General features: G+C 69.3%; 22 protein-coding genes. 4 read left to right on the forward strand and 18 right to left on the reverse strand.

Translation table 11 applies throughout. The features are described 5' to 3' along the window. Nucleotides 1–279: 279 nt before the first annotated feature. From nuoN to IZR01_RS31385, 14 genes are read right to left on the reverse strand one after another with little or no spacing between them, the layout of a single operon-like run. Nucleotides 280–1,905, reverse strand: coding sequence for an NADH-quinone oxidoreductase subunit NuoN (gene nuoN / locus IZR01_RS31320; protein WP_194925975.1), 1,626 nt, complete (start codon nt 1,903–1,905; stop codon nt 280–282). A gap of 59 nt (nt 1,906–1,964) precedes the next feature. Continuing rightward, on the reverse strand, nt 1,965–3,539 hold the full coding sequence (locus tag IZR01_RS31325; protein WP_194896106.1) for an NADH-quinone oxidoreductase subunit M: 1,575 nt from the start codon (nt 3,537–3,539) through the stop codon (nt 1,965–1,967). A gap of 14 nt (nt 3,540–3,553) precedes the next feature. Beyond that, on the reverse strand, nt 3,554–5,470 hold the full coding sequence (gene nuoL / locus IZR01_RS31330) for an NADH-quinone oxidoreductase subunit L (RefSeq protein ID WP_194925969.1): 1,917 nt from the start codon (nt 5,468–5,470) through the stop codon (nt 3,554–3,556). A gap of 19 nt (nt 5,471–5,489) precedes the next feature. Next, entirely contained in the window at nt 5,490–5,789 is a 300-nt protein-coding gene (nuoK, locus tag IZR01_RS31335; protein WP_194896108.1) for an NADH-quinone oxidoreductase subunit NuoK, read from the reverse strand. Beyond that, nucleotides 5,786–6,649: an NADH-quinone oxidoreductase subunit J gene (locus tag IZR01_RS31340; protein ID WP_194896109.1), complete on the reverse strand. Its 864-nt coding sequence runs from the start codon at nt 6,647–6,649 to the stop codon at nt 5,786–5,788. The genes nuoK and IZR01_RS31340 overlap by 4 nt, the downstream gene beginning before the upstream one ends. Further along, nucleotides 6,649–7,263 (reverse strand): NADH-quinone oxidoreductase subunit NuoI, encoded by a 615-nt coding sequence (gene nuoI, locus IZR01_RS31345; RefSeq protein WP_194896110.1) that lies wholly within the window; start codon nt 7,261–7,263, stop codon nt 6,649–6,651. Before nuoI ends, IZR01_RS31340 begins: the two co-directional genes overlap by 1 nt. Next, nucleotides 7,256–8,659, reverse strand: coding sequence for an NADH-quinone oxidoreductase subunit NuoH (gene nuoH / locus IZR01_RS31350; protein WP_323746458.1), 1,404 nt, complete (start codon nt 8,657–8,659; stop codon nt 7,256–7,258). Before nuoH ends, nuoI begins: the two co-directional genes overlap by 8 nt. Further along, entirely contained in the window at nt 8,656–11,175 is a 2,520-nt protein-coding gene (locus tag IZR01_RS31355; RefSeq protein ID WP_194896111.1) for an NADH-quinone oxidoreductase subunit G, read from the reverse strand. Before IZR01_RS31355 ends, nuoH begins: the two co-directional genes overlap by 4 nt. Further along, nucleotides 11,172–12,497: an NADH-quinone oxidoreductase subunit NuoF gene (gene nuoF, locus IZR01_RS31360; RefSeq protein WP_194896112.1), complete on the reverse strand. Its 1,326-nt coding sequence runs from the start codon at nt 12,495–12,497 to the stop codon at nt 11,172–11,174. Before nuoF ends, IZR01_RS31355 begins: the two co-directional genes overlap by 4 nt. Beyond that, nucleotides 12,497–13,249, reverse strand: a complete 753-nt coding sequence (gene nuoE, locus IZR01_RS31365) for an NADH-quinone oxidoreductase subunit NuoE (RefSeq protein WP_438939646.1) — start codon at nt 13,247–13,249, stop codon at nt 12,497–12,499. Before nuoE ends, nuoF begins: the two co-directional genes overlap by 1 nt. Then, nucleotides 13,171–14,550: an NADH-quinone oxidoreductase subunit D gene (locus IZR01_RS31370; RefSeq protein WP_228555075.1), complete on the reverse strand. Its 1,380-nt coding sequence runs from the start codon at nt 14,548–14,550 to the stop codon at nt 13,171–13,173. Before IZR01_RS31370 ends, nuoE begins: the two co-directional genes overlap by 79 nt. Next, nucleotides 14,547–15,254: an NADH-quinone oxidoreductase subunit C gene (locus IZR01_RS31375; RefSeq protein ID WP_194896114.1), complete on the reverse strand. Its 708-nt coding sequence runs from the start codon at nt 15,252–15,254 to the stop codon at nt 14,547–14,549. Before IZR01_RS31375 ends, IZR01_RS31370 begins: the two co-directional genes overlap by 4 nt. Then, nucleotides 15,251–15,805: a NuoB/complex I 20 kDa subunit family protein gene (locus tag IZR01_RS31380; protein WP_015796239.1), complete on the reverse strand. Its 555-nt coding sequence runs from the start codon at nt 15,803–15,805 to the stop codon at nt 15,251–15,253. The genes IZR01_RS31375 and IZR01_RS31380 overlap by 4 nt, the downstream gene beginning before the upstream one ends. Nucleotides 15,806–15,808: 3 nt before the next feature. Next, on the reverse strand, nt 15,809–16,168 hold the full coding sequence (locus IZR01_RS31385; protein ID WP_194896115.1) for an NADH-quinone oxidoreductase subunit A: 360 nt from the start codon (nt 16,166–16,168) through the stop codon (nt 15,809–15,811). Nucleotides 16,169–17,021: 853 nt separating this feature from the next. Here IZR01_RS31385 and IZR01_RS31390 point away from each other — a divergent pair. Beyond that, on the forward strand, nt 17,022–17,333 hold the full coding sequence (locus IZR01_RS31390; RefSeq protein WP_194896116.1) for a hypothetical protein: 312 nt from the start codon (nt 17,022–17,024) through the stop codon (nt 17,331–17,333). A 193-nt stretch (nt 17,334–17,526) separates the two neighbouring features. Here the strand turns inward: IZR01_RS31390 and IZR01_RS31395 are convergent, their stop codons facing one another. After that, nucleotides 17,527–21,282, reverse strand: coding sequence for a leucine-rich repeat domain-containing protein (locus IZR01_RS31395; protein WP_194925970.1), 3,756 nt, complete (start codon nt 21,280–21,282; stop codon nt 17,527–17,529). A gap of 115 nt (nt 21,283–21,397) precedes the next feature. Between IZR01_RS31395 and IZR01_RS31400 the strand changes: the two genes are divergently transcribed. Further along, nucleotides 21,398–22,558, forward strand: a complete 1,161-nt coding sequence (locus IZR01_RS31400) for a phosphotransferase family protein (protein WP_194925971.1) — start codon at nt 21,398–21,400, stop codon at nt 22,556–22,558. On the opposite strand, the gene IZR01_RS53600 is transcribed toward IZR01_RS31400, so the two are convergent. Together IZR01_RS53600 and IZR01_RS31410 are read right to left on the reverse strand one after the other, a co-directional pair. Further along, on the reverse strand, nt 22,546–22,815 hold the full coding sequence (locus IZR01_RS53600) for a DUF4389 domain-containing protein (RefSeq protein ID WP_194896119.1): 270 nt from the start codon (nt 22,813–22,815) through the stop codon (nt 22,546–22,548). The two genes, IZR01_RS31400 and IZR01_RS53600, sit on opposite strands and share 13 nt — an antisense overlap. Before the next feature lie 474 nt (nt 22,816–23,289). Continuing rightward, nucleotides 23,290–24,405 carry a hypothetical protein gene (locus IZR01_RS31410; protein ID WP_194925972.1) on the reverse strand — a complete coding sequence of 372 codons (1,116 nt, stop codon included), beginning with the start codon at nt 24,403–24,405 and terminating at the stop codon, nt 23,290–23,292. 86 nt (nt 24,406–24,491) lie between these two features. Between IZR01_RS31410 and IZR01_RS31415 the strand changes: the two genes are divergently transcribed. Both IZR01_RS31415 and IZR01_RS31420 read left to right on the forward strand, forming a co-directional pair. Then, on the forward strand, nt 24,492–25,403 hold the full coding sequence (locus tag IZR01_RS31415) for an LLM class flavin-dependent oxidoreductase (protein ID WP_194925973.1): 912 nt from the start codon (nt 24,492–24,494) through the stop codon (nt 25,401–25,403). Nucleotides 25,404–25,426: 23 nt separating this feature from the next. Beyond that, nucleotides 25,427–26,296, forward strand: coding sequence for an arylamine N-acetyltransferase family protein (locus IZR01_RS31420; protein ID WP_194896455.1), 870 nt, complete (start codon nt 25,427–25,429; stop codon nt 26,294–26,296). Here IZR01_RS31420 and IZR01_RS31425 read toward each other — a convergent pair. Then, nucleotides 26,293–26,415 carry a DUF4439 domain-containing protein gene (locus tag IZR01_RS31425; protein WP_228560631.1) on the reverse strand — a complete coding sequence of 41 codons (123 nt, stop codon included), beginning with the start codon at nt 26,413–26,415 and terminating at the stop codon, nt 26,293–26,295. The genes IZR01_RS31420 and IZR01_RS31425 overlap by 4 nt on opposite strands. Between the last annotated feature and the right edge of the window lie 11 nt (nt 26,416–26,426).

Raw genomic sequence — 26,426 nt, forward strand, 5'->3', positions numbered from 1 at the left:
CGTCCTGACGCCGACCAAGGCGCGCGGCGGCTACAACCTCACCAGCCCGATCGCCGCCGGCGACAACGGCTCGGGCCAGACCATCGGCCTGGTCGAGTTCTCGGCCTACTCGGCCTCGGCGGTCGCGCTCATTCGTCAGGAGGTGCTTCACATGTTCTTCACTAGGTTATCTGGCAGCACTTTCCGGGGAGAGCCGCCCCGGCCGGTCAACGTACCAGGGCCAATGATTGAGCCCCGGATCACCGAGGTGATCCGGGGCATCGCTGCCGGTAGCCGGGGCTACTGCACGAAGTACGCCGCCTTGTCCGCGAGGTCCAGCGCCATCTGCGGGAGCACACCGAGGGCGATGGTCAGCGCCACCGTGACGGTGAGCGCGACCGTGGTCATCGGCGAGGGCACCACCACGATCGGGCCCGCCCCCTGCTCGCGCAGCGGTTCGCTGAAGTACATCAGGACGATGACACGGACGTAGAAGAACGCCGCGGCCGCCGAGGCGATGACACCGACGATCACCAGCGGCCAGGCGCCGCCGTCGATCGCCGCCGTGAACAGCGCGAACTTCCCGGTGAAGCCGGACGTCAGCGGGATGCCCGCGAAGGCCAGCATGAACACCGTGAAACAGGCCGCCAGCAACGGTGAGCGCCGGCCCAGGCCGGCCCAGGCCGACAGGTCGGTGGCCTCGCCGCCGACCGTCACCGAGTCCTCCTCGCCGCCGTCCCCGGAGTCCGATCCGCCGCGCACCGACTCGCGCACCAGGGTCACGACCGCGAACGCGCCGATCGTCGCGAACCCGTACGCCGCCAGGTAGAACAGCGTCGAGCTCACGCCCTTGGAGGTCGTGGAGATCACGCCGAGCAGGATGTACCCGGCGTTGAGGATCGCCGAGTACGCCAGCATCCGCTTGATGTCGCGCTGGGTGATCGCCAGGATCGCGCCGACCAGCATGGTCAGGATCGCCACGCCCCACAGCACCGGGCGCCAGTCCCAGCGCAGTCCCGGCAGCGCCACGTAGGTGATGCGCAGCAGGGCGCCGAACGCGGCCACCTTGGTCGCCGCGGCCATGAACGCGGTGATCGGGGTCGGCGCGCCCTGGTACACGTCCGGGGTCCAGGCGTGGAACGGCACCGCGCCGACCTTGAACAGCAGTCCGACCGCCAGCAGCGCGACACCGGCCAGCACCAGCACGTCGGAGTGCGGCGAGGAGGTGATCGCGGTCGCGATGTCGGACAGCCGCACCGAGCCGGCGTAGCCGTAGAGCAACGCGACGCCGTACAGGAAGAACGCCGAGGAGAACGCCCCGAGCAGGAAGTACTTCATCGCCGCTTCCTGCGACAGCAGGCGGCGGCGCCGGGCCAGACCGCACAGCAGGTACAGCGGCAGCGACAGCACTTCCAGCGCCACGAAGGACGTCAGCAGGTCGTTCGCGGCCGGGAAGAGCAGCATGCCGCCGACCGAGAACAGCATCAGCGGGAAGACCTCGGTGGTGCGCAGCCCGGCGGCGTCCGCCGCGCGCTCACCGCCGGAGCCCGGGGTGGTGGCGCCCTGCGCGGTGAACGCGTCCAGGTCGACCAGCCCGGTCCCGCGCTCGGCGACCAGCAGCAAGGCGAGCAGGGCCAGCAACAAGATGGTGCCCTGCAGGAACAGCGTCACGCCGTCCACCGACACCGCGTCGGCGGCGGTGGTCTCGGCCATGCCGTGGTTGGCCACCACGAAGCAGAAGGCCACCACGACCCCGGCCAGCGAGACGCCGACCTGCGGCCAGTACCGCCGGGTGCGCGGCAGGAAGGCCTCGATGAGGATGCCGACCGTCGCGGCGCCGAACACCACCAGCATCGGCATCAGCGCCCGGTACTCGACGTGCGGCGCGGTGAAGGTGTTCGTCACCGTGGAGGTCGCGCCGCCCAGGCCGCCGCCGGGGTTCGTCGGGTCACCGGGCGAGGCGGCGAGAAGAGACGTCAGAACGCTCACTTGGAGTCCACCTTCTCCGAGGTCTGCGCGTTCAGGGCCGGAGCCGGGTCCTGTTTCTGAACGTGTTGCAGAGTGGTTTTAACGGAGGGGTTGACCACGTCGAGGATCGGCTTGGGGTAGAAGCCCAGACCGATGATCAGCGCGATCAGCGGCGCCACGGCGACCACCTCGCGGGCCCGCAGGTCCTTCATGCCCTCCAGCCCGGCCTTCAGCGGGCCGGTCATGGTCCGCTGGTAGAGCCAGAGCACGTACAGCGCGGCCAGGATGATCGCGCAGGTGGCCACGATCGCCACCGCCTTGTAGCGCTCGAAGGTGCCGACCAGGACCAGGAACTCCGAGACGAAGGAGGACAGGCCCGGCAGCGCCAGCGAGGACAGCCCGGCGATCAGGAACACGCCGGCCAGCTTCGGCGCGACCTTGTTCACCCCACCGTAGTCGTCGATCAGCTGCGAGCCGCGGCGGGAGATCAGGAAGCCGGCGACGATGAACAGCGCGCCGGTGGACAGGCCGTGGTTCACCATGTAGAGCGAGGCGCCGCTCTGACCCGCCGAGGTCATCGCGAACACCCCGAGGGTGATCAGCCCGAAGTGGGAGATCGAGGTGTAGGCGATCAGGCGCTTGATGTCGGTCTGGCCGATGGCCAGCAGCGCGCCGTACAAAGTGCCGACGATCGCCATCCCGATCACCATCGGGGTGAAGAACTTCGAGGCGCCGGGGAACAGCTCCAGGCAGTACCGCAGCATCCCGAAGGTGCCGACCTTGTCCAGCACGCCGACCAGCAGCACCGCCGAACCCGGCGTGGCCTCGGCGGCGGCGTCCGGCAGCCAGGTGTGGAACGGGAACAGCGGCGCCTTGACCGCGAAGGCCACGAAGAATCCGAGGAACAGCGCCTTGGACAGCCCCGGGCTGATGCCCAGCTGACCGGAGGCCACGGCGTTGGCCAGGGTGTTGAAGTCGAAGGTCCCGGTGCCCAGGTGCTTGCCGGAGGCGACGTACAGGCCGATCAGCGCGGCCAGCATGAACAGGCCGCCGAACAGCGAGTACAGCAGGAACTTCACCGCGGCGTAGGAGCGCTGCGGTCCGCCGAAGCCGCCGATGAGGAAGTACATCGGGATCAGCATGGCTTCGAAGAACACGTAGAACAGGAACAGATCGGTGGCCGCGAAGACCCCGATCATCATCGTCTCCAACAGCAGGTACAGCGCGAAGTAGGCGCGCACCGAGCGGCGTCCGTCAGCCTGTGCCTCGTCGGCGTCGTTCCAGGCCGCGAGCATGACCACCGGCATCAGGACCGTGGTCATCAAGATCAGCACCAGGGCGATGCCGTCCACCCCGAGGCCGTAGTTGATGTTGAAGGCCTTGATCCACTGGTGGCTCTCGGTGAACTGGAACCGGGAGCCGCCCTTCTTGAACTGGGTGGCCATCAACGCCGCGACGCCGAACGTCGCCACACTGAAGGTCAGCGCGATCTTCTTGGCGGCCGCGCTCCGCTCTTTCGGCAACGTGGCCACCAGAGCGGACCCCACCAACGGGACCACGCCCATCGTGGTCAACCAGGGAAAGCTGCTCATCTCCATCTCTCCCTTTAGAGCTTCGCGAAGAGGATCGCGGCGACCAGGGCGGCCGCGCCTCCGAACATGGACAAGGCGTAGGAGCGGACGAACCCGGTCTGGAGCCGTCGCAGCCGCCCGGAAGTCCCGCCGACCAGCGCGGCCAGGCCGTTGATCGCCCCGTCCACGCCGCGGTTGTCGGTGTAGACCAGGGTGCGGGTCAGGTACTGACCGGGCCGCATCAGCGCCGCCTCGTTGAAGGCGTCGCCGTACAGGTCCTTGCGGGCCGCCACGGTGATGAAGCTGCCGCGCGGGGCGACCGCCGGCACCTTGCCGGTGCCGTACTTCACCACGGCGATCGCCACGCCCACGGCCACCGCCGCCAACGTGATGATCGACAGCGTCGTGGAGTTCAGGCCGCCGGGCAGCTTGCCCTCCGCGCGCGGCCCGGTCACCGGCTCCAGCCAGTTCACGAACGCCGAGTTCATGGAGAACAGGAAGCCCGCGGCCACCGAACCGACGGCCAGCAGCAGCATCGGCAGGCCCATGGACAGCGGCGACTCGTGCGGGTGCGGCTCGTGGCCCTCGGCGTCCGGCACCCAGCGCTTCTCACCGAAGAAGGTCATGATCACCATGCGGGTCATGTAGAACGCGGTGATCAGCGCGCCCAGCAGGGCCGCGCCGCCGAGGATCCAGCCCGAGGTGCCGCCCTTGCTGAAGGCGGCCTCGATGATCTTGTCCTTGGAGTAGAACCCGGAGAACGGCGGGCAGCCGATGATCGCCAGGTAGCCGAGGAAGAACGTGCCGAAGGTGATCGGCATGTACTTCCGAAGGCCGCCGTAGTGGCGCATGTTCACCTCGTCGTCCATGCCGTGCATGACCGATCCGGCACCGAGGAACAGCCCGGCCTTGAAGAAGCCGTGGGTGACCAGGTGCATGATCGCGAACGCGTAGCCGATCGGGCCCAGGCCCGCGGCCAGGATCATGTAGCCGATCTGCGACATCGTGGAGCCGGCCAGGCTCTTCTTGATGTCGTCCTTGGCGCAACCGACGATCGCACCGAACAGCAGCGTGATCGCGCCGACGATGGTCACCAGCAGGCGCGCGGTCGGCGACAGGTCGAAGATCGCGTGCGAGCGGACGATCAGGTAGACGCCGGCGGTCACCATGGTCGCGGCGTGGATCAGGGCACTGACCGGAGTCGGGCCCTCCATCGCGTCGCCGAGCCAGGACTGGAGCGGGAACTGCGCCGACTTACCGCAGGCGGCCAGCAGGAGCATGATGCCGATCGCGGTCAGCGTGCCCTTGGAGGCCCCGCCGGCGGTGCCGAAGACCGTCCCGAAGTTGAACGAGCCGAACGTGACGAACATCAGCATGATCGCGATCGACAGCCCGACGTCGCCGACCCGGTTCACGACGAACGCCTTCTTCGCCGCGGCCGCCGCGCTCGGCTTGGCCTGCCAGAACCCGATCAGCAGGTACGAGGCCAGACCGACGCCCTCCCAGCCGACGTACAGCAGCAGGTAGTTGTCGGCCAGCACCAGGATCAGCATCGCGGCCAGGAAGAGGTTCAGGTAGCTGAAGAACTTCCGGCGCTCGGGGTCGTGGCTCATGTAGCCGATCGAGTAGATGTGGATCAGGGATCCGACACCGGTGATCAGCAGGATGAAGACCACGGAGAGCTGGTCGAGCTGGAAGGCCACGTCGGCCTGGAACGGGTGCTGCCCCGTGCCGGGCACCGGGACCCAGGAGTACAAGTGCTGGTGCATCGAGCGCGCGGCGCCGTGCTTGCCGAGCATCGTGAAGAACAGCCCCGCCGCGAGGGCGAAGCTGCCCAGCGCCGCGAGACACCCGAGCAGGTGTCCCCAGGCGTTGGTGCGCTTGCCCCCGAGGAGCAGGATCGCCGCGCCGAAGAGCGGCAGTCCGGGGACAAGCCAGATGAGACTTTCCATTGCTTACTCGGCCCGCCTCTCAGTACTTCAGCAGGTTTGCGTCGTCGACAGAAGCCGAGCGGCGGGTACGGAACACGGACACGATGATGGCCAGACCGACCACGACCTCCGCGGCCGCCACCACCATCGTGAAGAAGGCGATGACCTGTCCGGTGAGGTCGCCGTGCATGCGGGAGAAGGTCACCAGCGTCAGGTTCACGGCGTTGAGCATCAGCTCGACGCACATGAAGACCACGATGGCGTTCCGGCGGATCAGCACCCCGAAGGCGCCGATCGTGAACAGGAGCGCCGACAGGAAGAGATAGTTGTCGGGGTTCACTCCGCTGCTCCGTTCGTCGAGGCGTTTTCGAGTTCCGGAGCCTCGCCCTGGTGCGGCAGCGCCATGTTCTCCCGCGTGACCGCGGTCAGGCCGACCGCGTCGCGCACCGGAGTGCGGGCCTGCAGGGTGGCGTTCACCGAGTCCTCGGCGACCGAGCCGTCCGGCAGCAGCGCGGGGATGTCCACCGCGTTGTGCCGGGCGTAGACGCCCGGGGTCGGCAGCGGCGTCATCCGCTTGCCGGTGCGCACCCGCTCCTCGACCAGTTCCTTCTGCGACTTGCGGGCCACCAGGCGCTCGCGGTGGGTCATCACCATCGCGCCGACCGCGGCGGTGATCAGCAGCGCCGAGGTGACCTCGAAGGCCCAGAAGTACTTGCTGAAGATCAGGTCCGCGAGGTTCTTGACGTTGCCGCCGCCGGCGTTGGCCGGTCCCGCGCCTTGGAAGGTGCCCAGCCGGGCGTGGCCCAGGGCCACCATCACCAGCACCGCGAACGCGATCGCGGCCAGCACCGCCAGCTTGCGCTGGCCCTTGATGGTCTCCACCAGGGAGTCGGCGCTGGAAACGCCGACCAGCATCAGCACGAACAGGAACAGCATCATGATCGCGCCGGTGTAGACGACGATCTGCACCACGCCCAGGAAGTACGCCCCCTGCGCCAGGTAGAACATCGCCAGGCAGATCATGGTCATGGCCAGCGAGAGCGCCGAGTGTACGGCCTTTTTGGCGAAGACCGTCCCGAGCGCCCCGAGCACCGCCACGGCGCCGAGGACGTAGAACTGGAAGGCCTCGCCGTCGGAGGTCTTGCTGAGTCCGGCGGCCAGGGTGACGCCCTGGTCGGCCACAGCGAGCGGAAGGCTCATCAGGCGTCCTCCCCGTCCGGTTCGGGCTTGGCCTGCGAGCCGCGCTGCTGCGGGACGGTGCCCGGCGCGGCCGCGGAGACCTTGCCCTCGTAGTAGTCCTGGGCGGACATGCCCGGGAAGATCGAGTGCGGCGATTCGACCATGCCCTCGGTCAAGCCGGCCAGCAGCTCGTCCTTGGTGTAGATGAGGCTGGCCCGCGAGGTGTCGGCGAGCTCGAACTCGTTGGTCATGGTCAGCGCCCGGGTCGGGCAGGCCTCGATGCACAGCCCGCACAGGATGCAGCGCAGGTAGTTGATCTGGTAGACGCGGCCATAGCGCTCACCCGGGGAGTAGCGCTCCTCGTCGGTGTTGTCCGCGCCCTCCACGTAGATGGCGTCCGCCGGACAGGCCCAGGCGCACAGCTCGCAGCCGATGCACTTCTCCAGGCCGTCGGGGTGCCGGTTGAGCTGGTGCCGGCCGTGGAACCGCAGCGCGGTCTGCTTGGGCTCCTCGGGGTACTGCTCGGTCGTCCGCTTCTTGAACATCGTCGAGAAGGTGACGCCGAACCCGGCCACCCCGGCGAGCGGGTTCTTGGGCTTCTCCTTACCGGAGTAAGGGTTCTGCTGGTCAGACATCGGGGTCTCCTGCTTCGAGTTCGGACGCCTCGGCGGATTCCACCAGGGCGCCCACCAGAGCGGCCCGAGGCCGGCGCGGCGTGAACGCCGGCAGCGTCTGGCCGGGCAGCGGCGGCACCGGGAAGCCGCCGTCCATCGGGTCGAACGGCTTGGCCGCCGTGGCGGCCTCCTCCGCCTTCTCCACGGCGCTGGTCTGCCGGTAGCGCAGTTCGCTGACGATCCACAGGACCACCAGCACCGCGACCACCGGGCCGAGGATGTAGATCAGGTGCGAGCGGTTCAGGTCGCCCTCGTTCTTCAGGGTCCGCACCACGGCCACCGCCAGCAGCCAGACCAGGGAGGCCGGGATGAGCACCTTCCAGCCCAGCTTCATGAACTGGTCGTAGCGCAGGCGGGGCAGCGTGGCCCGCAGCCAGAAGAAGAAGAGCATGAACAGCACGAGCTTGATCACGTACCACAGCACCGGCCACCAGCCGCTGTTCGCGCCGTGCCAGACCGAGACCAGGCCGAACGGGGCGTGCCAGCCGCCGAGGAACATCAGCACGGCCAGCGAGGAGACCGTGACCATGTTGATGTACTCGGCCAGGAAGAACAGCGCGAACTTGATCGAGGAGTACTCGGTGTGGAACCCGCCGACCAGCTCGCCCTCGGCCTCCGGGAGGTCGAACGGCGCGCGGTTGGTCTCGCCGACCATCGACACCACGTAGATGAGGAAGGAGGGCAGCAGCGGCAGACAGTTCCACCAGCTGTGCTGGCTGTTCACGATGCCCGAGGTGCTCATCGTGCCGGCGTAGATGAACACCGCCACGAAGGACAGCGACATCGCGATCTCGTAGGAGATCATCTGCGCGGTGGAGCGCAGAGCGCCCAGCAGCGGGTAGGTCGAGCCGGAGGCCCAGCCCGCCAGCACGATGCCGTAGATCCCGATCGAGGTCGCGGCCAGCACATACAGGATGGCGACCGGCAGGTCGGTCAGCTGGAGCGGAGTCCGGTGGTGGAAGATCGACACCTGGTTGTTCGCCGGGCCGAAGGGCACCACGGCGATCGCCAGGAACGCCGGGATCGTGGCGATCAGCGGCGCGATGATGAAGACCAGCTTGTCCGCCGCCGTCGGGATGATGTCTTCCTTGAGCATCAGCTTCACGCCGTCGGCCAACGACTGGAGCAGGCCCCAGGGACCGGTGCGGTTGGGCCCGATGCGCTGCTGCATGTAGCCGACGATCTTGCGCTCGAACAGGATCGCCATCAGAACCGTGACGACCAGGAACGCGAAGACCGCGACCACTTTGATCAGGATCAGCCACCACGGGTCCCGGCCGAAGAACGACAGGTTCTCGTAGTTCGTTGGGGTGGTGGCGTCGGCCGTCAGCGGGCCGATGAGTGCCAGGGCGCTCACGCGGTGGCCTCCACATCCGTTGTGGCGCGCGCGATCTTGACCAGCGATCCGGTGTCCGCGCGCAGCGAGCGGCGCACCTGCGAACCCTTGGAGTTCGTCGGCAGCCACACCACGCGGCCGGCCAGGTCGGCGATCCGCAGCGGCAGGGTGATCGAGCCGTGCTCGTTGGAGACGGTGACCAGGTCGCCCTCGGCGGCCTGGATCTCCGAAGCGGTCTCCTTGCTCAGGTGGACCACGGTGGGCTTGCCGGTGCCGGCCAGGAACGGCTCGTGCGCCTGGAGCGAGCCGGCGTCCAGCAGCAGGTGCCAGGTGGCCAGTACGGCCTCGCCGACCGCCGGCTTGGGCAGATCGGCCGGGGTGCCGGCCAGTGCCGGGGTCTTCTCCCGGTTCCACAGCCCCAGCTGGGCCAGCTCGTGCCGGGCGGCGCCGACCGTCGGCAGGCCCAGGTGCACGTCCATGGCGTCGGCGATCCGGTCCAGCACCCGCAGGTCCGGCATCTCGCCCAGACCCGCGGCCTGGACCGCGTCGGCGTCCAGCGCGGTCTCGAAGGGCCGCGCGCGGCCCTCCCAGTCCACGAAGGTCCCGGACTTCTCGGCGACCGGGGCGACCGGGAACACCACGTGCGCCCGCTCGGTGACCGCGGTGTGCCGGAACTCCAGCGAGACCAGGAAGGGCACCCGGTCCAGGGCGTCCAGGAACTCCTGCGGATCGGCCAGGTCGTAGGGGTCGACGCCGGCGACCACCAGGCCGGCGATCCCGCCCAGGGCCGCGGTCTGGATGATCTCCGCGGTCCCGCGCCCGAAGGCGCCCGGCAGGTTGCCGACGCCCCAGCGGGCGGCGACCTCGGTGCGGGCCTCGGGGTCGGTGGCCGGACGGCCGCCGGGCAGCAGGTTCGGCAGCGCGCCGGCCTCCAGCGCGCCGCGCTCCCCGGCCCGGCGCGGGATCCACGCCAGCTTCGCGCCGGTCACCCCGGCCAGCTTCACCGCGGCGGTGAGCGCGCCGGGCACGGCGGCCAGCCGCTCGCCGACCAGGATCACCGCCCCGGGCTTGCGCAGGTCCTCGGCGGTCTTCAGGCCGGCGGCGTCCAGACCGGAGTCCGAGCCGCCGTCGGCCAGGGCCGCGAGGAACGCCGGCTCGGTGAGCGGCGCCGCCTTCAGCAGCGAGCCCTTGAGCTTTTCCAGCCCGCGGGTCGCGTACGGCGCTATGGCCGAGACGGCGAGCTTGCGGGCCAGCACGTTCTTGCGCAGCCGCAGGAAGACGATCGGCGACTCCTCTTCCGGCTCGAAGCCGACCAGCAGCACGGCCGGAGCGAGGTCCAGGTCGCCGTAGGTGGTCGCCAGGCCGGAGCCGGCGACCTGCGAGGCCAGGAACTCGGCCTCCTCCTCGGAGTGCGGCCGGGCCCGGAAGTCGATGTCGTTGGTCTCCAACGCGATCCGGGTGAACTTCGCGTACGCGTAGGCGTCCTCAAGCGTGAGCCGGCCGCCGACCAGAGCGGCCGCACGGCCCCGGGCCGCGTTCAGCCCGTCGGCCGCGAAGGCCAGCGCCTCCGGCCAGGAGGCCGGACGCAGCTCGCCGGACTCGCGGTCGCGGATCTGCGGCGAGGTGATCCGCTTGGCGCCGGGGGCCTGCGCGTACTGGAACGCCCAGCGTCCCTTGTCGCAGTTCCACTCCTCGTTCACCTGCGGGTCGTCGATCGCCATCCGCCGGGTGACCTTGCCGCGCCGGTGGTCGGTGCGCAGCGCGCAACCGGCCGCGCAGTGCTCACAGGCACTCGGCGAGGACACCAGGTCGAAGGGCCGCGAGCGGAACCGGTAGGCCGCGCCGGTCAGCGCGCCGACCGGGCAGATCTGCACGGTGTTGCCGGAGAAGTAGGACGCGAAGTCCTGGTCCTCGGCCACCGAGATCCCGACCTGCTGCTCCGAGCCGCGCTCGATCAGCGTGATGAACGGGTCGCCGGCGATCTGGTCGGCGAACCGGGTGCACCGCGCGCAGGACACGCAGCGCTCGCGGTCCAGCAGCACCTGGCTGGAGATGTTGATCGGCTTGGGGAAGGTGCGCTTGGCCCCCTCGTACCGGGACTCCCCGGCGCCGGTGCTCATCGCCTGGTTCTGGAGCGGGCACTCGCCGCCCTTGTCGCAGATCGGGCAGTCCAGCGGGTGGTTGATGAGCAACAGCTCCATCACCCCGCGCTGGGCCTTCTCGGCGACCGGCGAGGACAGCTGGGTGTGGATCACCATGCCCTCGGCGACCGTCGTGGTGCAGGAGGCCACCGGCTTGCGCTGGCCCTCCACCTCGACGATGCACTGCCGGCAGGCGCCGACCGGCGCCAGCAGCGGATGGTCGCAGAACCGGGGGATCTGCGTGCCGATCCGCTCCGCGCTGCGGATGATCAGCTCGTTCTTCGGCACCTGGAGCTCGACACCGTCGATGGTGATCGTCACGAGCTCGACCGGGGGTGGCGTGGGCACCGCCACCTCCTTGCCGCTGTCGTTGGAATTCGTTGTGGTCACGGTCATGCGCTGGTCCTCGCGAACGACAGCGGGCCGTCGGCCCACGCGGTGGACAGGGACGGGTCGAAGGGGCACCCGCCGCGTTCGAAATGCTCCAGGTACTCGTCCCGGAAGTACTTGAGCGAGGACTGGATCGGCGCGGCGGCACCGTCGCCGAGGGCGCAGAAGGCCTTGCCCACGATGTTGTCGCACAGGTCCAGGAGCTTGCCGAGGTCCTCTTCGGTGCCCTCGCCCTTCTCCATACGCTTGAGGATCTGCACGAGCCAGTAGGTGCCCTCGCGGCAGGGGGTGCACTTGCCGCAGGACTCGTGGGCGTAGAACTCGGTCCAGCGCAGCGCGGCGCGCACCACGCAGGTGGTCTCGTCGAAGATCTGCAACGCCTTGGTGCCGAGCATGGAGCCGGCCGCGCCGACACCCTCGTAGTCCAGCGGGACGTCCAGCTGCTCCTCGGTGAACATCGGGGTCGAGGAGCCGCCGGGGGTCCAGAACTTCAGGCGGTGGCCGGGCCGGACGCCGCCGGCGTAGTCCAGCAGCTCGCGCAGCGTGATGCCCAGCGGAGCCTCGTACTGGCCGGGATACTTCACGTGGCCGGACAGCGAGTACAGCGTGAAGCCCGGGGACTTCTCGCTGCCCATGCCCTTGAACCAGTCCACGCCGTTGCGGACGATCGCGGGAACCGAACCGATGGACTCGACGTTATTGACACATGTGGGGCTGGCGTAGAGCCCTGCGACAGCCGGGAAGGGAGGACGCAGACGAGGCTGCCCACGCTTGCCTTCCAGGGAGTCCAGCAGTGCCGTCTCCTCGCCGCAGATGTACGCCCCGGCGCCGCCGTGCACGGTGAGTTCGAGGTCGAAGTCGGTGCCGAAGACGCCCTTGCCGAGGTATCCGGCCGCGTAGGCCTCGCTCACTGCCGCCTGCAACCGGCGCAGGACGTGCAGCACTTCACCGCGCACATAGATGAACGCGTGGCTGGCGCGGATCGCGTAGCACGCGATGATCACGCCTTCCACCAGCTCGTGCGGGTCGGCCATCATGAACGGGATGTCCTTGCACGTGCCCGGCTCGGACTCGTCCGCGTTCACCACCAGGTAGTGCGGCTTGCCGTCGTTCTGCGGGATGAAGCCCCACTTCATGCCGGTGGGGAAGCCCGCGCCGCCGCGGCCGCGCAGTCCGGAGTCCTTGACGAGCTGGATCACCTCGTCGGGGTGCATCCGCAGCGCCTGCTTGACCGCGGTGTAGCCGTCGCGCCGCTGGTAGCCGGCGAGCGTCCAGGGCTCGGAGTCCAGCCAACCGCGCGACAGGACGGGAGTGAGTTCGGGTGCCATTACTCGGACGCCTCCGTGGTGACCGCGGGACCGGTGGGAGTGCGGCCCTGCGAGACGAGCAGACCGGCCAGCGTGGCGTGGCCCGCGGCCCCGCCGCCGGCCACCGCGCCCTCGCGCGGGTCCTCGAACCCGGCCAGGATCCGCTCGGCCTGCTTGAAGGTGCACAGCGCCGGGCCCCGGGTGGAGTGGACCACCTTGCCCGCGCGCAACTCGTCGACCAGGCCGACCGCCTTGTCGGGGTTCATGTCGTCCATGAACTCCCAGTTGACCATCATCACCGGGGCGTAGTCGCAGGCCGCGTTGCACTCGATGTGCTCCAGCGTCAGCTTGCCGTCCTCGGTGGTCTCGTCGTTGCCGACGCTCAGGTGGTCCTTGAGCGTGGCGAAGATGGCGTCGCCGCCCATCACCGCGCACAGGGTGTTGGTGCACACGCCGACGTGGTAGTCGCCGACCGGGCGCCGCTTGTACATGGTGTAGAACGTCGACACCGCCGAGACCTCGGCGGTGGACAGGCCCAGCTTGTCGGCGCAGTATTCGATGCCCGCCGGGGAGACGAAGCCCTCCTCGCTCTGCACCAGGTGCAGCAGAGGCAGCAGAGCCGAGCCGGACTGCGGGTAGCGGGCGATGACCGCCGCGGCGTCCTCGTCCAGCTTCGTCAGGTGTTCGTAGTTGCTCAACGGTCCACACCACCCATAACCGGGTCCAGGGAGGCGACGGCGACGATGACGTCGGCCAACTGGCCGCCCTCGCACATCGCCGCGGTCGCCTGCAGGTTCGTGAAGGACGGGTCCCGGAAGTGGACCCGGTACGGGCGCGTCCCGCCGTCGGAGACGACGTGCACGCCCAACTCGCCCTTCGCCGACTCCACCGCCGCGTAGACCTGGCCGGCCGGGACGTGGAAGCCCTCGGTGACCAGCTTGAAGTGGTGGATCAGGGCCTCCATGGAGTCGCCCATGATGTGCCGGATGTGGTCCAGGCTGTTGCCCATGCCGTCGCTGCCCAGGGCGAGCTGCGCGGGCCAGGCGATCTTCTTGTCCTCGACCATGACCGGCTGGCCCTGGGTGCGCTGGATGCGGTCCAGGCACTGCTCGACGATCTTCAGCGACTCGTACATCTCGGTCAGCCGGACCCGGTAGCGGCCGTAGGCGTCGCTGGTGTCCCAGGTGGCGACCTCGAAGTCGTAGGTCTCGTAGCCGCAGTAGGGCTCGGACTTACGCAGGTCGTGCGGGTGGCCGGTGCTGCGCAGCACCGGGCCGGTGATGCCCAGCGCCATACAGCCGGCCAGGTCCAGGTGGCCCACGCCCTCGGTGCGGCCCTTGAAGATCGGGTTCTCGTTGCACAGCTTCGCGTAGTCCGGGAAGCGCTTGCGCATCAGCTTGATGTAGCTGCCGATCTTGTCCACCGCGCCGGGCGGCAGGTCCTGCACGACGCCGCCGGGGCGGATGTACGCGTGGTTCATGCGCAGGCCGGTGATGAACTCGAAGAGGTCCAGCGTCTCCTCGCGCTCGCGGAAGCCCGCGGTCATCATGGTCAGCGCGCCCATCTCCATACCGCCGGTGGCAAGGCACACCAGGTGGCTGGAGATCCGGTTCAGCTCCATCATCAGGACCCGGATGACGCTGGCCCGCTCGGGGATCTGGTCCTCGATGTCCAGGGCCTTCTCCACCGCCAGGCAGTACGCCGCCTCGTTGAACAGCGGCGTCAGGTAGTCCATGCGGGTCACGAAGGTCGTGCCCTGCACCCAGTTGCGGTACTCGGTGTTCTTCTCGATACCGGTGTGCAGGTAGCCGATGCCGCAGCGGGCCTCGGTGACCGTCTCGCCGTCGATCTCCAGGATCAGCCGGAGCACGCCGTGGGTGGACGGGTGCTGCGGGCCCATGTTGACGACGATGCGCTCTTCGGGCGCCTCCTGCAGACCGGACAGGATCTCGTCCCAGTCGCCGCCGGAGACGTTGAAGACGCGGCCCTCGATGCCTTCGGCGTCCTGGAAGCTTCCGGTATCGGCCGACTCGCCGTCGGCCTCGTAGTCGACACTGCCGTCGATGACTGTCATGAGTAGGCCCTCCGCTGGTCCGGAGCCGGGATCTGCGCGCCCTTGAACTCGACGGGGATGCCGCCGAGCGGGTAGTCCTTGCGCTGGGGATGGCCCAGCCAGTCGTCCGGCATCAGGATCCGGGTCAGGCCCGGGTGGCCGTCGTAGATGACGCCGAACATGTCGTAGCTCTCGCGCTCGTGCCAGTCGACCGTCGGGTAGACCTCGAACAGCGATGGGATGTGCGGGTCCACGTCCGGAGCGGTGGTCTCCAGGCGGATCCGGCGGTTGTGCGTGATGCTCAGCAACGGAACCACGCTGTGCAGTTCGCGGCCGGCCTCCTCCGGGAAGTGGATCCCGGTGACGCCCAGGCACATCTCGAAGCGCAGCGCGGGGTCGTCGCGCAGGGTCTTGGCGACCCGGACGAGGTGTTCGCGCGGCACGTGGATGGTCAGCTGCCCGCGGTACACCACGTAGGCGCTGATCGCCTCGACCGGCAGGCTCTGCTCCTCCAGCGCGCCCTCGAGCTCGTCGGCGATCACGTCGAAGTAGCCGCCGTAAGGCCGCTGGCTGGCACCGGGCAGCTCGATCCGGCGGACCAGACCGCCGTAGCCGGAGGTGTCGCCGCCGTTACGGACCCCGAACATGCCCTTCCGGGTGGCGATCAGCTCGCCGCCCGGGGAGTCGGCACCGGGTTCCGGGACCGCGGGTACGTTCTCAGTCACCGGAGAAGCCCTTCCATCAGGATGGTCGGCTTGGCGTTCATCGCGGCCTTCTCGGCCTCTTCCGCAGCCTTCTTACGGTTCACGCCCAGCGGCATGCTCTGGATCTGCTCGTGCAGCTTCAAGATCGCGTCCAGCAGCATCTCCGGCCGCGGCGGGCAGCCCGGCAGGTAGATGTCGACCGGCACGATGTGGTCCACGCCCTGCACGATCGCGTAGTTGTTGAACATCCCGCCGGAGGACGCGCAGACCCCCATCGCGATGACCCACTTGGGGTTCGCCATCTGGTCGTAGACCTGGCGCAGGACCGGGGCCATCTTCTGGCTCACCCGGCCCGCCACGATCATCAGGTCCGCCTGGCGCGGCGTCGCGGAGAACCGCTCCATGCCGAAGCGTGCCAGGTCATAGCGCCCGGCGCCGGTGGCCATCATCTCGATGGCGCAGCAGGCCAGACCGAACGTCGCCGGCCAGACCGACGACTTGCGCATGTAGCCCGCCAGACCCTCCACCGTCGTGAGGAGGAATCCCGCGGGCAGTTTCTCTTCCAGGCCCATCTGTCAGTCCCATTCCAATCCACCGCGGCGCCACACGTAGCCGTAGGCGACGAAGACGGTGAGGATGAAGAACACCATCTCCACCAGCCCGAACCAGCCGAGCGAGTCGAACCGCACCGCCCACGGGTACAGGAACACGATTTCGATGTCGAAGATGATGAAGAGCATGGCGGTCAGGTAGTACTTCACCGGGAAGCGGCCGCCGCCGACGGGCTGCGGAGTGGGCTCGATGCCGCACTCGTAAGCCTCCAGCTTGGCTCGGTTGTACCGCTTGGGGCCGGTGAGCATCCCGGACACGACCGAGAAGATGGCGAACCCGGCGGCCAGGCCGCCGAGCACCAGGATCGGCGCGTAACTGTTCATTTCGGTGACGTCCTGTCAGGCAGGTTTGTGTCAATTTCTGGACGGGTGGGCCCTGCTCACGTTACTTGTGGCTGATTTCACAAGCTCCCGCGACGTTCAGTGCCGTGTTGTGAACCCAGTGTGTGGAGAGGCGGTTTCACACCACGACCGTGAGCGCCACGAGACGGTCGGTGCCTTCTTTCGCCGCTGATCCTACGCCTGCGCGGTGTGGGCTGCGCCACAGGGGTGCGGCCAATTGTGATCGAGATCACCGGAAGATCAACGATCATCAGCTCACGAAGATCATCCAACCGGATAAAAGCGGAGGTGCCGTGATATGGGCGGCACCATCTCCCGCCCCCTGGGACCGACTTGCACCAAGGTCCCGCCCCTGCTCGCCGAAAGCCCTTGGCGGCGCGGCTTGCGGGAGTAGGTTCAAGGGGTGGACTCAGGAACGCCCACATCGAGGAGGTCTGCGATGCGCCCGCGATGGCTTTCTGTTAGCAGCGTTGCGGCATGCGCCGTTCTTCTAGGTTTCACAACGGCTTCCTGCTCGACGACAGCCAATCAGGTGAACGCCGGGAGCTCGGCGTCCGGCACCGCCACGGTCTCCGCGAGCTCGTCTCAGGGGTCTGGCACGGGTCCCGTTTCGGGCACTACGCCCGATACCTCCGGTATGCCGGGTTCCACGAGCGGGTCGACTACCGGGGTTCCCGGTGGGACCGGACCGACGAGTCCGCCGCCCGGGACGCCGTCGGCTACGGCGACCGGCCCGGCTTCCGGACACCCGTCCCCGCCGCCTTCGACCCGTCCGACGCGGCCGACGCCACCGGTCTCCTCACCGGCGTCCTCACCGAGCCTCGCCCACGGGACGGTGACGGTGACCCCGGCGCAGAACGGGACGACGCTCCACGTGGCCGTCGGGACCATCGTGATCGCGGCGCAGTTCCCCTGGCCCTCCGCACCGACGTCGAGCAACCCGGCCGTCCTGGCCCCGGGCATCTCGCCGATGGCGATCGTGTGCCAGCCGCCGGGCGGCGCGTGCGTGGGACCGCCACGGACCTTCGCGGCGCGGGCGCGGGGGACGGCGCAGATCGTGGCGCAGCGGGAGACGTGCGGGGAGACGCAGCGATGCGTGTCGCCGATGGACTGGACGCAGTTCGCGGTGACGGTGGTCGTGGAGTAGGGGTTTCGGTTGCCGGCGGCGTTGAGGCCGCCTGAGGGTTGATCGGGCTGCTGCGGCCCGCTGGGGCTTCGCAGCATGACTCAAGGCCTCCCGGCTACGCCCCGGCCCGGAGAAGCCCGGACCGGGGCGTGTAGGGCCTTGTCAGCCTCCTGCCAGCCTGCCAGCTCCCGCTGCCAGCCTGTCGACTGCCGGGTCAGCTGCTGCTGCGCCAGGGCTGCGAGGGCGCCGGCGGCGGGCCGTACCCGGGAGGCGCACCGAAGTGGGTGCTGTCGGCGTCGGAATCACCGGGCTGCCAGGCCCGCTCCTCGAACGCACCGGGCTGACCGGGCGGCACGTAGGAATCGGGCCCCTCGACCACATCGACGACCGACTCATCCACCACCACGGCGGGACCGTCGTAAACAATGGTCGGCTGATCGGCCACCGGCTGGAACACCACCGCCGGCTCCTCCACCACCGGAACAGGCTCCTCAACCGCCACCACCTCAGCAGCCTCCGCCTGCACCACACCCTCGGCGACGACCTCCCCCTCAGGCCCCCGCACAACGAAGGACTCCCCGTCGCCGAATCCCATGGCCCGAGCCAACGACTGCAACTCGGCCTCCTGCTCAGCCCCCACAGGAGCCACACCCTGCTGAGGCACCGCCCCCCGCTGCCCCGGCACAAGCGGCTCGCCACTCACCGCTGCCGCCCGACGACCCGCGCGGGTGCGGCGCTCGTCGACCGAGAGGGTTTCGACGCTTGCCGCGGCTTCGGGGTCGGCGGCTTCGGGGTCGGCGGAATCGGGGTCGGAGGCATCAGGACCAGCGGCATCAGGGTGCTGGTCATGCACGGTGGGCAGGTCCGGCTCGGCCTGGGAAGCAACAGCCGCATCGGCTTGCGGGCCGCGATCGTCTTGGCCAGCGGGCGCCGGAGTCTCAGCCGCGGCATGCGTACCGCCGGCGGCGGCGGCCTGCGCGAAGCCCGGCTGCTGCTCAACACCAATATGCGGAGCGACCGCATCGGCTTGCGGCCCGAGAGCGTCTTGCTCAGCGAGCATCGGAGTCTCACCAGCGGTATGCGCACCGCCGGCTCCATACTGAAGCGCGGCGTCGGCTTGCGGGCCGCGACTGTCTTGCTCACCGGGCGCCGGAGTCTCACCAGCGGCGTGCGCGCCACCAGCCACATCAGCTTGCGGGCCGCCAGCATCAGCCTGCGCACCCGCGACCACACCATTCACCGCGTGCGTCCCAGCCACCTCAGCCCCGGTGCCCGGCTGCTGGACCGCCGCTGCCGCTGCTGCTGCCGCCTCCGCCTCGTCGGCGCGGTTGGCGGCGGCGACCATCTCGGCCAGCAGTGCTGCTTCCTCGGCGGCGGCTGCTTCGTGGGCTGTGGTCAGGGCCGCTTCCTGGTCGCCTGCCTGGGCGGCTGCCACCGCCTGCGCGGCGAGCGCCACCGCCCTGTCGTCCACGAATTCCGCGGCGGCGTCGGCGAGTTCCGCTGCCAGGTCGTCGGAGCCCGCCTGTTCTGCTTCCGCTTCGAGGAGTTCGGCTTCGGCGACGGCGCCGACGATCACTTCGGCCGCCAGTTCGCGGCGGACGGCTTCGGCCGCTGCTTCCAGGACTGAGCGGGCCAGGGCGCGCAGGGCCGGTTCGTCGGCGGAGTGCAGGGCGGCCAGGACTTCGGCTTCGGCGGCTGCCACCGCCGCGTCCAGGACGCCGCCGGCGTTGAGGACTTCGGCGAGTTCCGAGTCGATCTCTTCGGAGACGATCGCCTGGGCGAGGGCTTGGGCGGTCGCGGCTTCGCCCGGTGCGGCGGCCGAGGCGAGGGCGTCGGACGCGGCGGGGTCGCTGAGGACCTCCTCGACCGCGGCCATCGTTTCCGCCTCGGATGCCGACTCCGATGCCGACCCGGCGTCCGCGTCTACGTCCGCTTCCACGTCGGCGTCCGCATCCGCATCCGCGTCCAACTCCGAACCCTGCGCCACCCCGGCGTCGGCGTCCGGCAACACTCCCAGCTCCGGCTCAGCCTGCTCCACTTCCGCCGCTTCCGAAGAAGCCGCCTCGGCGAAAGCCTCCTCGACCGCCGCCTCCACAGCAGCCTCCGCCATACCCGCACCGGCATTAGCACCGGCACCGGCGCCAATACCGGCCAGGGCACCCGCATCCGCATCCGTCCCGGCCCCCGCGCCGGCCGCCTGCGCCATCAGCGCCGCCTCGGCGTGCACCACGCCGCCGACGATGCCGGCGATCGCCTCCGCCTCGTGCCGTCGCGCGCGCTCGGCTTCCTCGACGCCGGCTTGGGCGACGGCGTCGCGCTTGTCGGCGGGGATGCGGTCGCCGAGGGCGCCGAACAGCGCCTTGTCCGCGGCCAGGGCCATGGTGCCGACGTCCCAGTTCTCCGGGACCGCGGCCAGTAGCGGGTTGTCGCTGAGGTCGAGTTCCTTCAGCGTCAGTTTCTGCCAGTTGCTGCTCGGCAGGTCCGTCAGCCGGTTGCCGCGCAGGACCAGCGTCTCCAGCTTCGGCAGGTCGCACACCGAGCGCGGGACCCAGGTCAGCTGGTTCTCCGCGACGTCCAGTTTGCGCAGCGCCTCCAGGCCGCCGAGGGCCCGCGGCAGGGAGGGCAGCTCGTTGTCGGCCAGGTCCAGCGTCACCAGGTTGCGGAGCATGCCCAGCGTGCGCGGGACCCAGGCCAGCTGGTTGGAGGCCAGGTTCAGCATCGTCAGGGCGCCGAGCCCGGAGAGCTGGAAGGGCAGCTCCCGCAGGTTGTTGCCGACCAGGTCGAGCGTCTCCAGCCGGTGCAGCCCGCCGAGTCCGGCCGGCAGCCCCTCCAGATCGCAGTACGCCAGCGAGAGCCACGTCAGCCGCTTCAGGGCGCCGACGGAGGCCGGCAGCGCCGTCAGCGGGTTCTGCGCCAGGTTCAGGGTGTCCAGGTTGGCCAGGCCGTCGAAGCTGTCCGGGAGGTCGCGCAGGCTGTTGCGGGAGACGTCCAGCGACGTCAGCACCCGCAGCGCGCCGAGCGAGGGCGGCAGTTCGGTGAGCCGGTTGTACGTCAGGCTCAGCTTGTCCAGCGACGCCAGCCGGCCGATCGCCTCCGGCACGTGGGTCAGCCAGTTGTCGGCCAGGTTCAGGTCGGTCAGCCGGCTCAGGTCCGCCACCGAGGCCGGCAGTTCCTCGAGGTGGTTGCCGCTCAGCGAGAGCGTCTGCAGCTCGCTGAGATTGCCGATGGACGCCGGCAGCGTCTGTAGCTGGTTCTTCTGCAGGTACAGCTTGGTCAGCGAGGCCATGTCGCCGATCGACGTCGGCAGCTTGCGCAGCCGGTTGCCGGTCAGGCTCAGCTCCTGCAGGTGGATCAGGGCCCCGATACTCGGCGGCAGCTCGGTCAGCACGTTGTCGTCCGCGGACAGCGTGACCAGGGACTGCGTGTCGCCGATCCAGTCCGGCAGCTCGGCGAGCCGGTTGCCGTCGACGACCAGGGTGCGCAGGCTCGGCGCGCCGAGCGAGTTCGGCAGGCCGGGGAGCTGGTTCTTCTGCAAGTACAGGTGGACCAGGTTGCCCAGGCTCCCCACCACTTCCGGGAGCGCCGTGAACGCGTTCTCGTCGAGCCACAGGCTGGCCAGCCGTTCCAGCTGCTCGAACTCCGCCGGGAGGGTGGACAGGCCGTTGCCGGTCAGGCTCAGCTCGATCAGCCCGCTGAGCCGGGTCACCTGCACCGGCAACTCTCCGCAGCCGTTGTTGTCCAGCCACAGCCGGCGCAGCCCGCCCAACTCGGCCACGGTCTCGGGCAGGTCCCGCAGGCGGTTGCCCGAAAGGTTCAGGAACGTCACCGGCGCGAGTTCCGGCAGCCGGCCGAACTCCGCGGGCAGCCCGGTCAGACCCAGATTGGACAGGTCCAGGCCCGCCTCACCGCTGTCCTCGGTGGTGAGACGGTCGCTGATGAGCCTTCTGATGTGGTCGATGTCCGGATTCACAGTCCGTCCCCCTGCGTAGTTCTGGAGTGGCTTCCGCAATGCGCTCGGCGATCACAGACTGCCATCTCCGACAGGCGTATGTCGCATTGACGCTACCTTGCTTATAGTCCGCGCCGTGAGCGAACCGACCAGGAACGCCGACGCGGCGCCGGACGTCACCCGCCCCCAGACCAGCACTCGCGATCCCGAAGACCTGCGGGCCGCGCTGGAGCCCTGGCTGGCCCGCCGGACCGGTGCCACCGACGTCGAGATATCCGATGTCCGAACCCCTCAAACGAACGGGATGTCCTCGGAGACGTTGTTGTTCGACGCCCGATGGACCGCCCCGAGCGGCGAATCAGGAGGCGAAGAGCAGTTCCGCCAATGCGTGGCCCGCCTCGCGCCGGCATCCGACGCTATGCCCATCTTCCCCGAATACCGGATGCGGGATCAGTTCACTGTCATGGCGTTGGTCGGCGAACGCACGGCGGTCCCGGTGCCGCGTACTCTTTGGTATGAATCCGACCTGGAAGTCCTCGGTGCGGAGTTCTTCGTCATGGAGCGCGTCGAAGGGCTGGTGCCGCCGGACATCCTGCCCTACACGTTCGGCGACAACTGGCTCGCTCAAGCGACCGACGGACAACGGCGCCGGCTTCAGGACTCGACGGTCGCCACCCTCGCGCGCATACACGCCATCCCGGCGACAGCCGAGGAGGTCGCCTTCCTGGGCGATCTGACAGCGGACGGCGACACGGCGCTACGAGCCCACCTCGACGGCTGGCGCGACTACTACTCCTGGGCCCACGGCGCGCAGCCGATCCCCATCCTGGAGAAGACGTTCGCCTGGCTGGACGCGCACTGGCCGACCGCCGTCGACACCCCGGTCCTGAGTTGGGGCGACGCCCGCATCGGCAACATCATGTATCGGGACTTCACCCCGGCGGCGGTCCTGGACTGGGAGATGGCCGGGATCGCGCCCCGCGAGGTGGACCTCGGCTGGCTGACCTTCCTGCACCGCTTCTTCCAGGACATCGCCGAGTTCTTCGGCCTGCCGGGACTGCCGGGTTTCCTCGACCCCGGCGACGTGGCGGGCGAGTACGAGGCCCGCACCGGATACCGCGTCCGCGACCCGCGGTTCTACGAGGTCTACGCCGCGCTCCGGCACGGGATCGTGATGGGCCGGGTGAACCAGCGCCGCGTCCGGTTCGGGGAGCAGGAGGCCCCCGACGAACCGGACGGGCTGGTGAACCACGCGGCCACCCTGGAGCAGATGCTCGACGGGACTTACTGGTCCTGAAGCGTGAAGGGCGGGTACACGTCGTGCTGGAGGTACATGTAGCTCGCCACCCGTAGCTGCCAGCGCAGCACGCCGGTCGTGAAGTCCCACATGCCCCTGGGGTATTTGCCCGTGAACAGGATCGCGAACCACGCGATGAAGCTCACGAGGCCCAGACACAGGAAAAGCACGTACAGCACGATGAGGTGCGGGATGACCAGCAGCCACTTGACGAAGATGAGCCCGCGGCTCAGGTTCTCCGGGTACTGGAACTCCACCTTGACCGGGTACGCGCCGGGGCCCTGGGGCTGGCCGCCGTAGGGGCTCGGTCCGGGGCCGTAGCCGGGACCGCCGGGGTGGTTGGGGCCGCCCGAGGGCGGTCCGTAACCGGGTCCACCCGGGCCGGCTGGCCCACCGGGACCACCAGGCCCGCCGGGACCGGCCGGTGGGCCGTAGCCCGGTCCGCCGGGACCCGCCGGGGGCCCGTAACCGGGACCGCCGGGACCGCCAGGGCCGCTCGAACCGGCCGGAGGCCCATAACCGGGACCGCTCGAACCGGCCGGAGGCCCATAGCCGGGAGCGGCGGGCCCGCCAGGTCCGTAACCCGGTGCGCCCTGACCGGGACCGTAACCCGGCCCTCCGGGGCCGTATCCGGGTCCGTACTGGTCTGAAGCCATGGTGTCCCCTCCGTAAGTCGACTCGAGTCGCCCTGGGAACCTACTGCGTGATCAGGGTCCGGGGAATGTCTATGCTCAGGCCGTGGCTTCGCCGGTCGCCGACGGCGCCTGCGCCGGCTGCCGATTCACCGGGGTGATCACGTCGATCTCCGCCTCGGAACCGCGCCGGGGCCCAGACCAGCGGGCCGGTACCGCGTCGATCCGGTACGCCAGGGCGTAGGCCACCGCCTCGTAGTTCACCCGCCACCCCCGGAAGTGCCCCCACGCTTCCTTCGGCGTCCGTTCGAACTCATATCCCTGCTCCCGCATCCGTTGCACCCCTTCAAGGAACTCCTCATAGGTGAGCAGGATCGGATCGTTCGGGGAGGGATCCGGGTTGTAGGGCACGCGTTCGGTACGTGCGATCTCCCTCAGGGTCACATAGCCGCTCCGCAGGGCCATGCGGATCTCCCCGACGTTCTGCGACGGGTTGAACGAGACGTGGAGTGCGGCGGCGTCCAGGACCGCCAGCAGGGCGATCAGCCAGTTGCGCTGTGCTCGCGGGGACCGGAAATAGATGAGAACCGGATAGCTGGTGTGGCTCTCGGAGACGTCGGCCGTCCAGCGCTCCCATCCCCTGTAGAGATCGGGGAGCTGGTCGTTGAGGTTGACCATCGCATAGCGGGCCAGGATCTCCGGCCCCCAGGCCGGGCCGCCGGCGCGCGCCTCCAGCATCGTCACCTCGGTCTCGCGGCGCGCGTAGGCGGCGTAGAGCGCCGGCAGGTATCCGACCAGCAGGCCGATGGAGACCGGGCCGGTGACGGCCGCGCAGAAGTCGATGGCGTTCAGCCGGGACTTGTCGACGGAGGCGAAGCCCAGGGTGAACAGCGAGGAGCCGGCCTCGCGGATCGAGGCCCGCCAGCTCAGCGCGCCCAGCGCGAAGTTCAGCATGGAGTAGGCGGCCAGGAAGCCGACGAGCCAGCCGACCAGCTTGGCGACCACCGACAGCGGGCCGGCGTAGGCCAGGATCCGGTCCTTGGTCTCGTAGCGGTCGACGCGGTCGGCCAGGAATTGGAAGGCCCGGTAGACGACCCGTCCGAGCATGTTCGACAGCCCGGGCCGGAAGACCCGCGGGACCACCAGGGTCCGCACCTCCGACATGAAAGTGCCCAGCACGACCAGGATCCCGGCCACGCCCCAGATCGTCCGCACAGTCCGGCTCCGTAGGTCATCCGATGCTGTATTTACCCCGCGTTCCGCGCTGCTCCTTTCCCGGTGATCGTAATAGGCTCGAAGCCATGTTGCGTCTCGGCGTCTGCGTCCTGCCCGACCGTCCCTTCCGCGAGGCCGCCGCGCGCTGGCGCCGGGCCGAGGAGCTCGGCTTCGAGCACGCGTGGACTTACGACCACATCACCTTCAGCGGTATCCCGGACGGCCCCTGGTACGACGCGGTCACCACGTTGGCCTCGGCCGCGGCGGTGACCGAACGGATCAAGCTCGGGACCCTGGTGGCCTCGCCGAACTTCCGCCATCCGGTGCCGTTCGCCCAGGAGATCATGTCGCTGGACGACGCCTCCGGCGGCCGCTTCATCCTCGGCTACGGCGCCGGGTCCGGCGGTCCGGACGCCCGGGTGCTGGGCTACGGCCCGGACGGCGAGGGCTGGTCGGGCAAGGAGCGGGGCGAGCGCTACCGGGAGTCGGTCGAGATCCTGGACCAGCTGCTGCGTGGCGCGGCCGAGGGCCGGACCCGCACCACGTACCGGGGCACTTACTACGACGCCGTCGACGCCCGGATGGAGCCCGGCTGCGTACAGCGGCCGCGGGTGCCGTTCGGCCTGGCCGCGACCGGGCCACTGGGCCTGCGGACCGTGGTGAAGCACGCGCAGATGTGGATCGCCGACGACACCCTCGTCGGCCGGGACGGGGAGGGCCCGACGGCGGCCGACACCTGGGCCGCGCTGGAGCGGGTGGGCAAGAAGCTGGACGAGGTCTGCGAGAAGGAGGGCCGCGATCCGGCCACCCTGCCGCGGCTGTTGCTGACCGGGCTCTCGCCGTTGCGCACGATGGAGTCCAAGGCGCGGTTCGACGACGTCGCCGGCCGGATGGAAGAACTCGGCTTCACCGATTTCGTGGTCCACTATCCGCGGGAATCGGGGGCTTACGCCACCCCGGCGCACGTGCTTGACGAGATCGCGCCCGCCAACACCTGAGGTCTGCCTTACCCTATGTCACCATGGCGAACATAGACGTCCAGGGGTATCTCCGCCGCCTGGGCATGGAGCATCCCGGAAAGCCCACCATCGAGGGGCTCTTCGCGCTGCACCGCGCGCACGTGGAACACGTCGCGTACACCTCCTTGCAGGTCCACCTCGGCCAGCGCACGACACCGGACCCGTACGACTCCGCGGCCCGGATCATCGCTGGCGAGTCCGGGTACTGCTACCACCTGAACGGGGCGTTCGGCGCGCTGCTGGAGACCCTGGGCTACGACGTGACCATGCACCGGGGCCGGGTGTGGCGCGCGAAGCCGGACGGCGACGGGCTCGGGCCGGTCAGCGACGAGCCGAACCACCTGGTCCTGATGGTGGAGGCCGAGAGCACGCTGTACTACTGCGACACCGGGCTCGGTGACGCGCTCCACGAGCCGCTGCTGTGCGTCCCCGGCGAGACGACGCAGGGGCCGTACACGTACAAGCTGGAGCGCACCCGGTTCGAGAACGCCACGTCCGGCTGGAGTTTCACCCACGACCCGAAGGCGGGTTCGTTCACCGGCATGGTGTTCGAGGAGCGGATAGCTTCGCTGCCGGACTTCTTCGCCCGGCACGAGTGGATGGAGACGAATCCGGAGTCCAGCTTCGTGAAGAACCTGGACGTGTACCGGCGCGACGCGACCGGCATCGACCACCTGCGGGGCTGCGTGCTGACCCGGTCGGACGGCACGACGCAGAACACCCGCGAGATCACCGACTCCGAGGAGTGGTTCGACGCGCTGGCCGACGTGTTCGGGCTGCGGCTGCCCGGGATCGGAGACGCGGTGCAGGAACGGCTGTGGAAGCGGGTCTGGGAGCACCACGTGGCTTGGGCGGCGCAGCGGCAGGGTTAGAAGGCCCGGACCGCGGCGTCGGTCAGCCACTCCACGCCGGTGCGGCGGACGTCACCGTCGGAGGCTTGGACGACGTCCGCGTAGGAGGCGCCGAGCCGTTCCTCCAACTGCGTCGCCAATCGGGTGGCAT

It is taken from the genome of Catenulispora pinisilvae, from assembly GCF_015356865.1.
GTDB classification, from domain to species: Bacteria; Actinomycetota; Actinomycetes; order Streptomycetales; family Catenulisporaceae; genus Catenulispora; species Catenulispora pinisilvae.

Excerpts from the sequence above, each read along its gene's own strand:
- IZR01_RS31340 (WP_194896109.1), bottom strand. The coding sequence starts at position 6,649 with ATGAGCCTTCCGCTCGCTGTGGCCGACCAGGGCGTCACCCTGGCCGCC.
- IZR01_RS31415 (WP_194925973.1), top strand. The coding sequence starts at position 24,492 with ATGTTGCGTCTCGGCGTCTGCGTCCTGCCCGACCGTCCCTTCCGCGAG.
- nuoI (WP_194896110.1), bottom strand. The coding sequence starts at position 7,263 with ATGTCTGACCAGCAGAACCCTTACTCCGGTAAGGAGAAGCCCAAGAAC.
- nuoF (WP_194896112.1), bottom strand. The coding sequence starts at position 12,497 with ATGGCACCCGAACTCACTCCCGTCCTGTCGCGCGGTTGGCTGGACTCC.
- IZR01_RS31385 (WP_194896115.1), bottom strand. The coding sequence starts at position 16,168 with ATGAACAGTTACGCGCCGATCCTGGTGCTCGGCGGCCTGGCCGCCGGG.
- IZR01_RS31380 (WP_015796239.1), bottom strand. The coding sequence starts at position 15,805 with ATGGGCCTGGAAGAGAAACTGCCCGCGGGATTCCTCCTCACGACGGTG.
- IZR01_RS31355 (WP_194896111.1), bottom strand. The coding sequence starts at position 11,175 with ATGACCGTGACCACAACGAATTCCAACGACAGCGGCAAGGAGGTGGCG.
- nuoL (WP_194925969.1), bottom strand. The coding sequence starts at position 5,470 with ATGGAAAGTCTCATCTGGCTTGTCCCCGGACTGCCGCTCTTCGGCGCG.
- IZR01_RS31420 (WP_194896455.1), top strand. The coding sequence starts at position 25,427 with ATGGCGAACATAGACGTCCAGGGGTATCTCCGCCGCCTGGGCATGGAG.
- IZR01_RS31370 (WP_228555075.1), bottom strand. The coding sequence starts at position 14,550 with ATGACAGTCATCGACGGCAGTGTCGACTACGAGGCCGACGGCGAGTCG.
- IZR01_RS31325 (WP_194896106.1), bottom strand. The coding sequence starts at position 3,539 with ATGAGCAGCTTTCCCTGGTTGACCACGATGGGCGTGGTCCCGTTGGTG.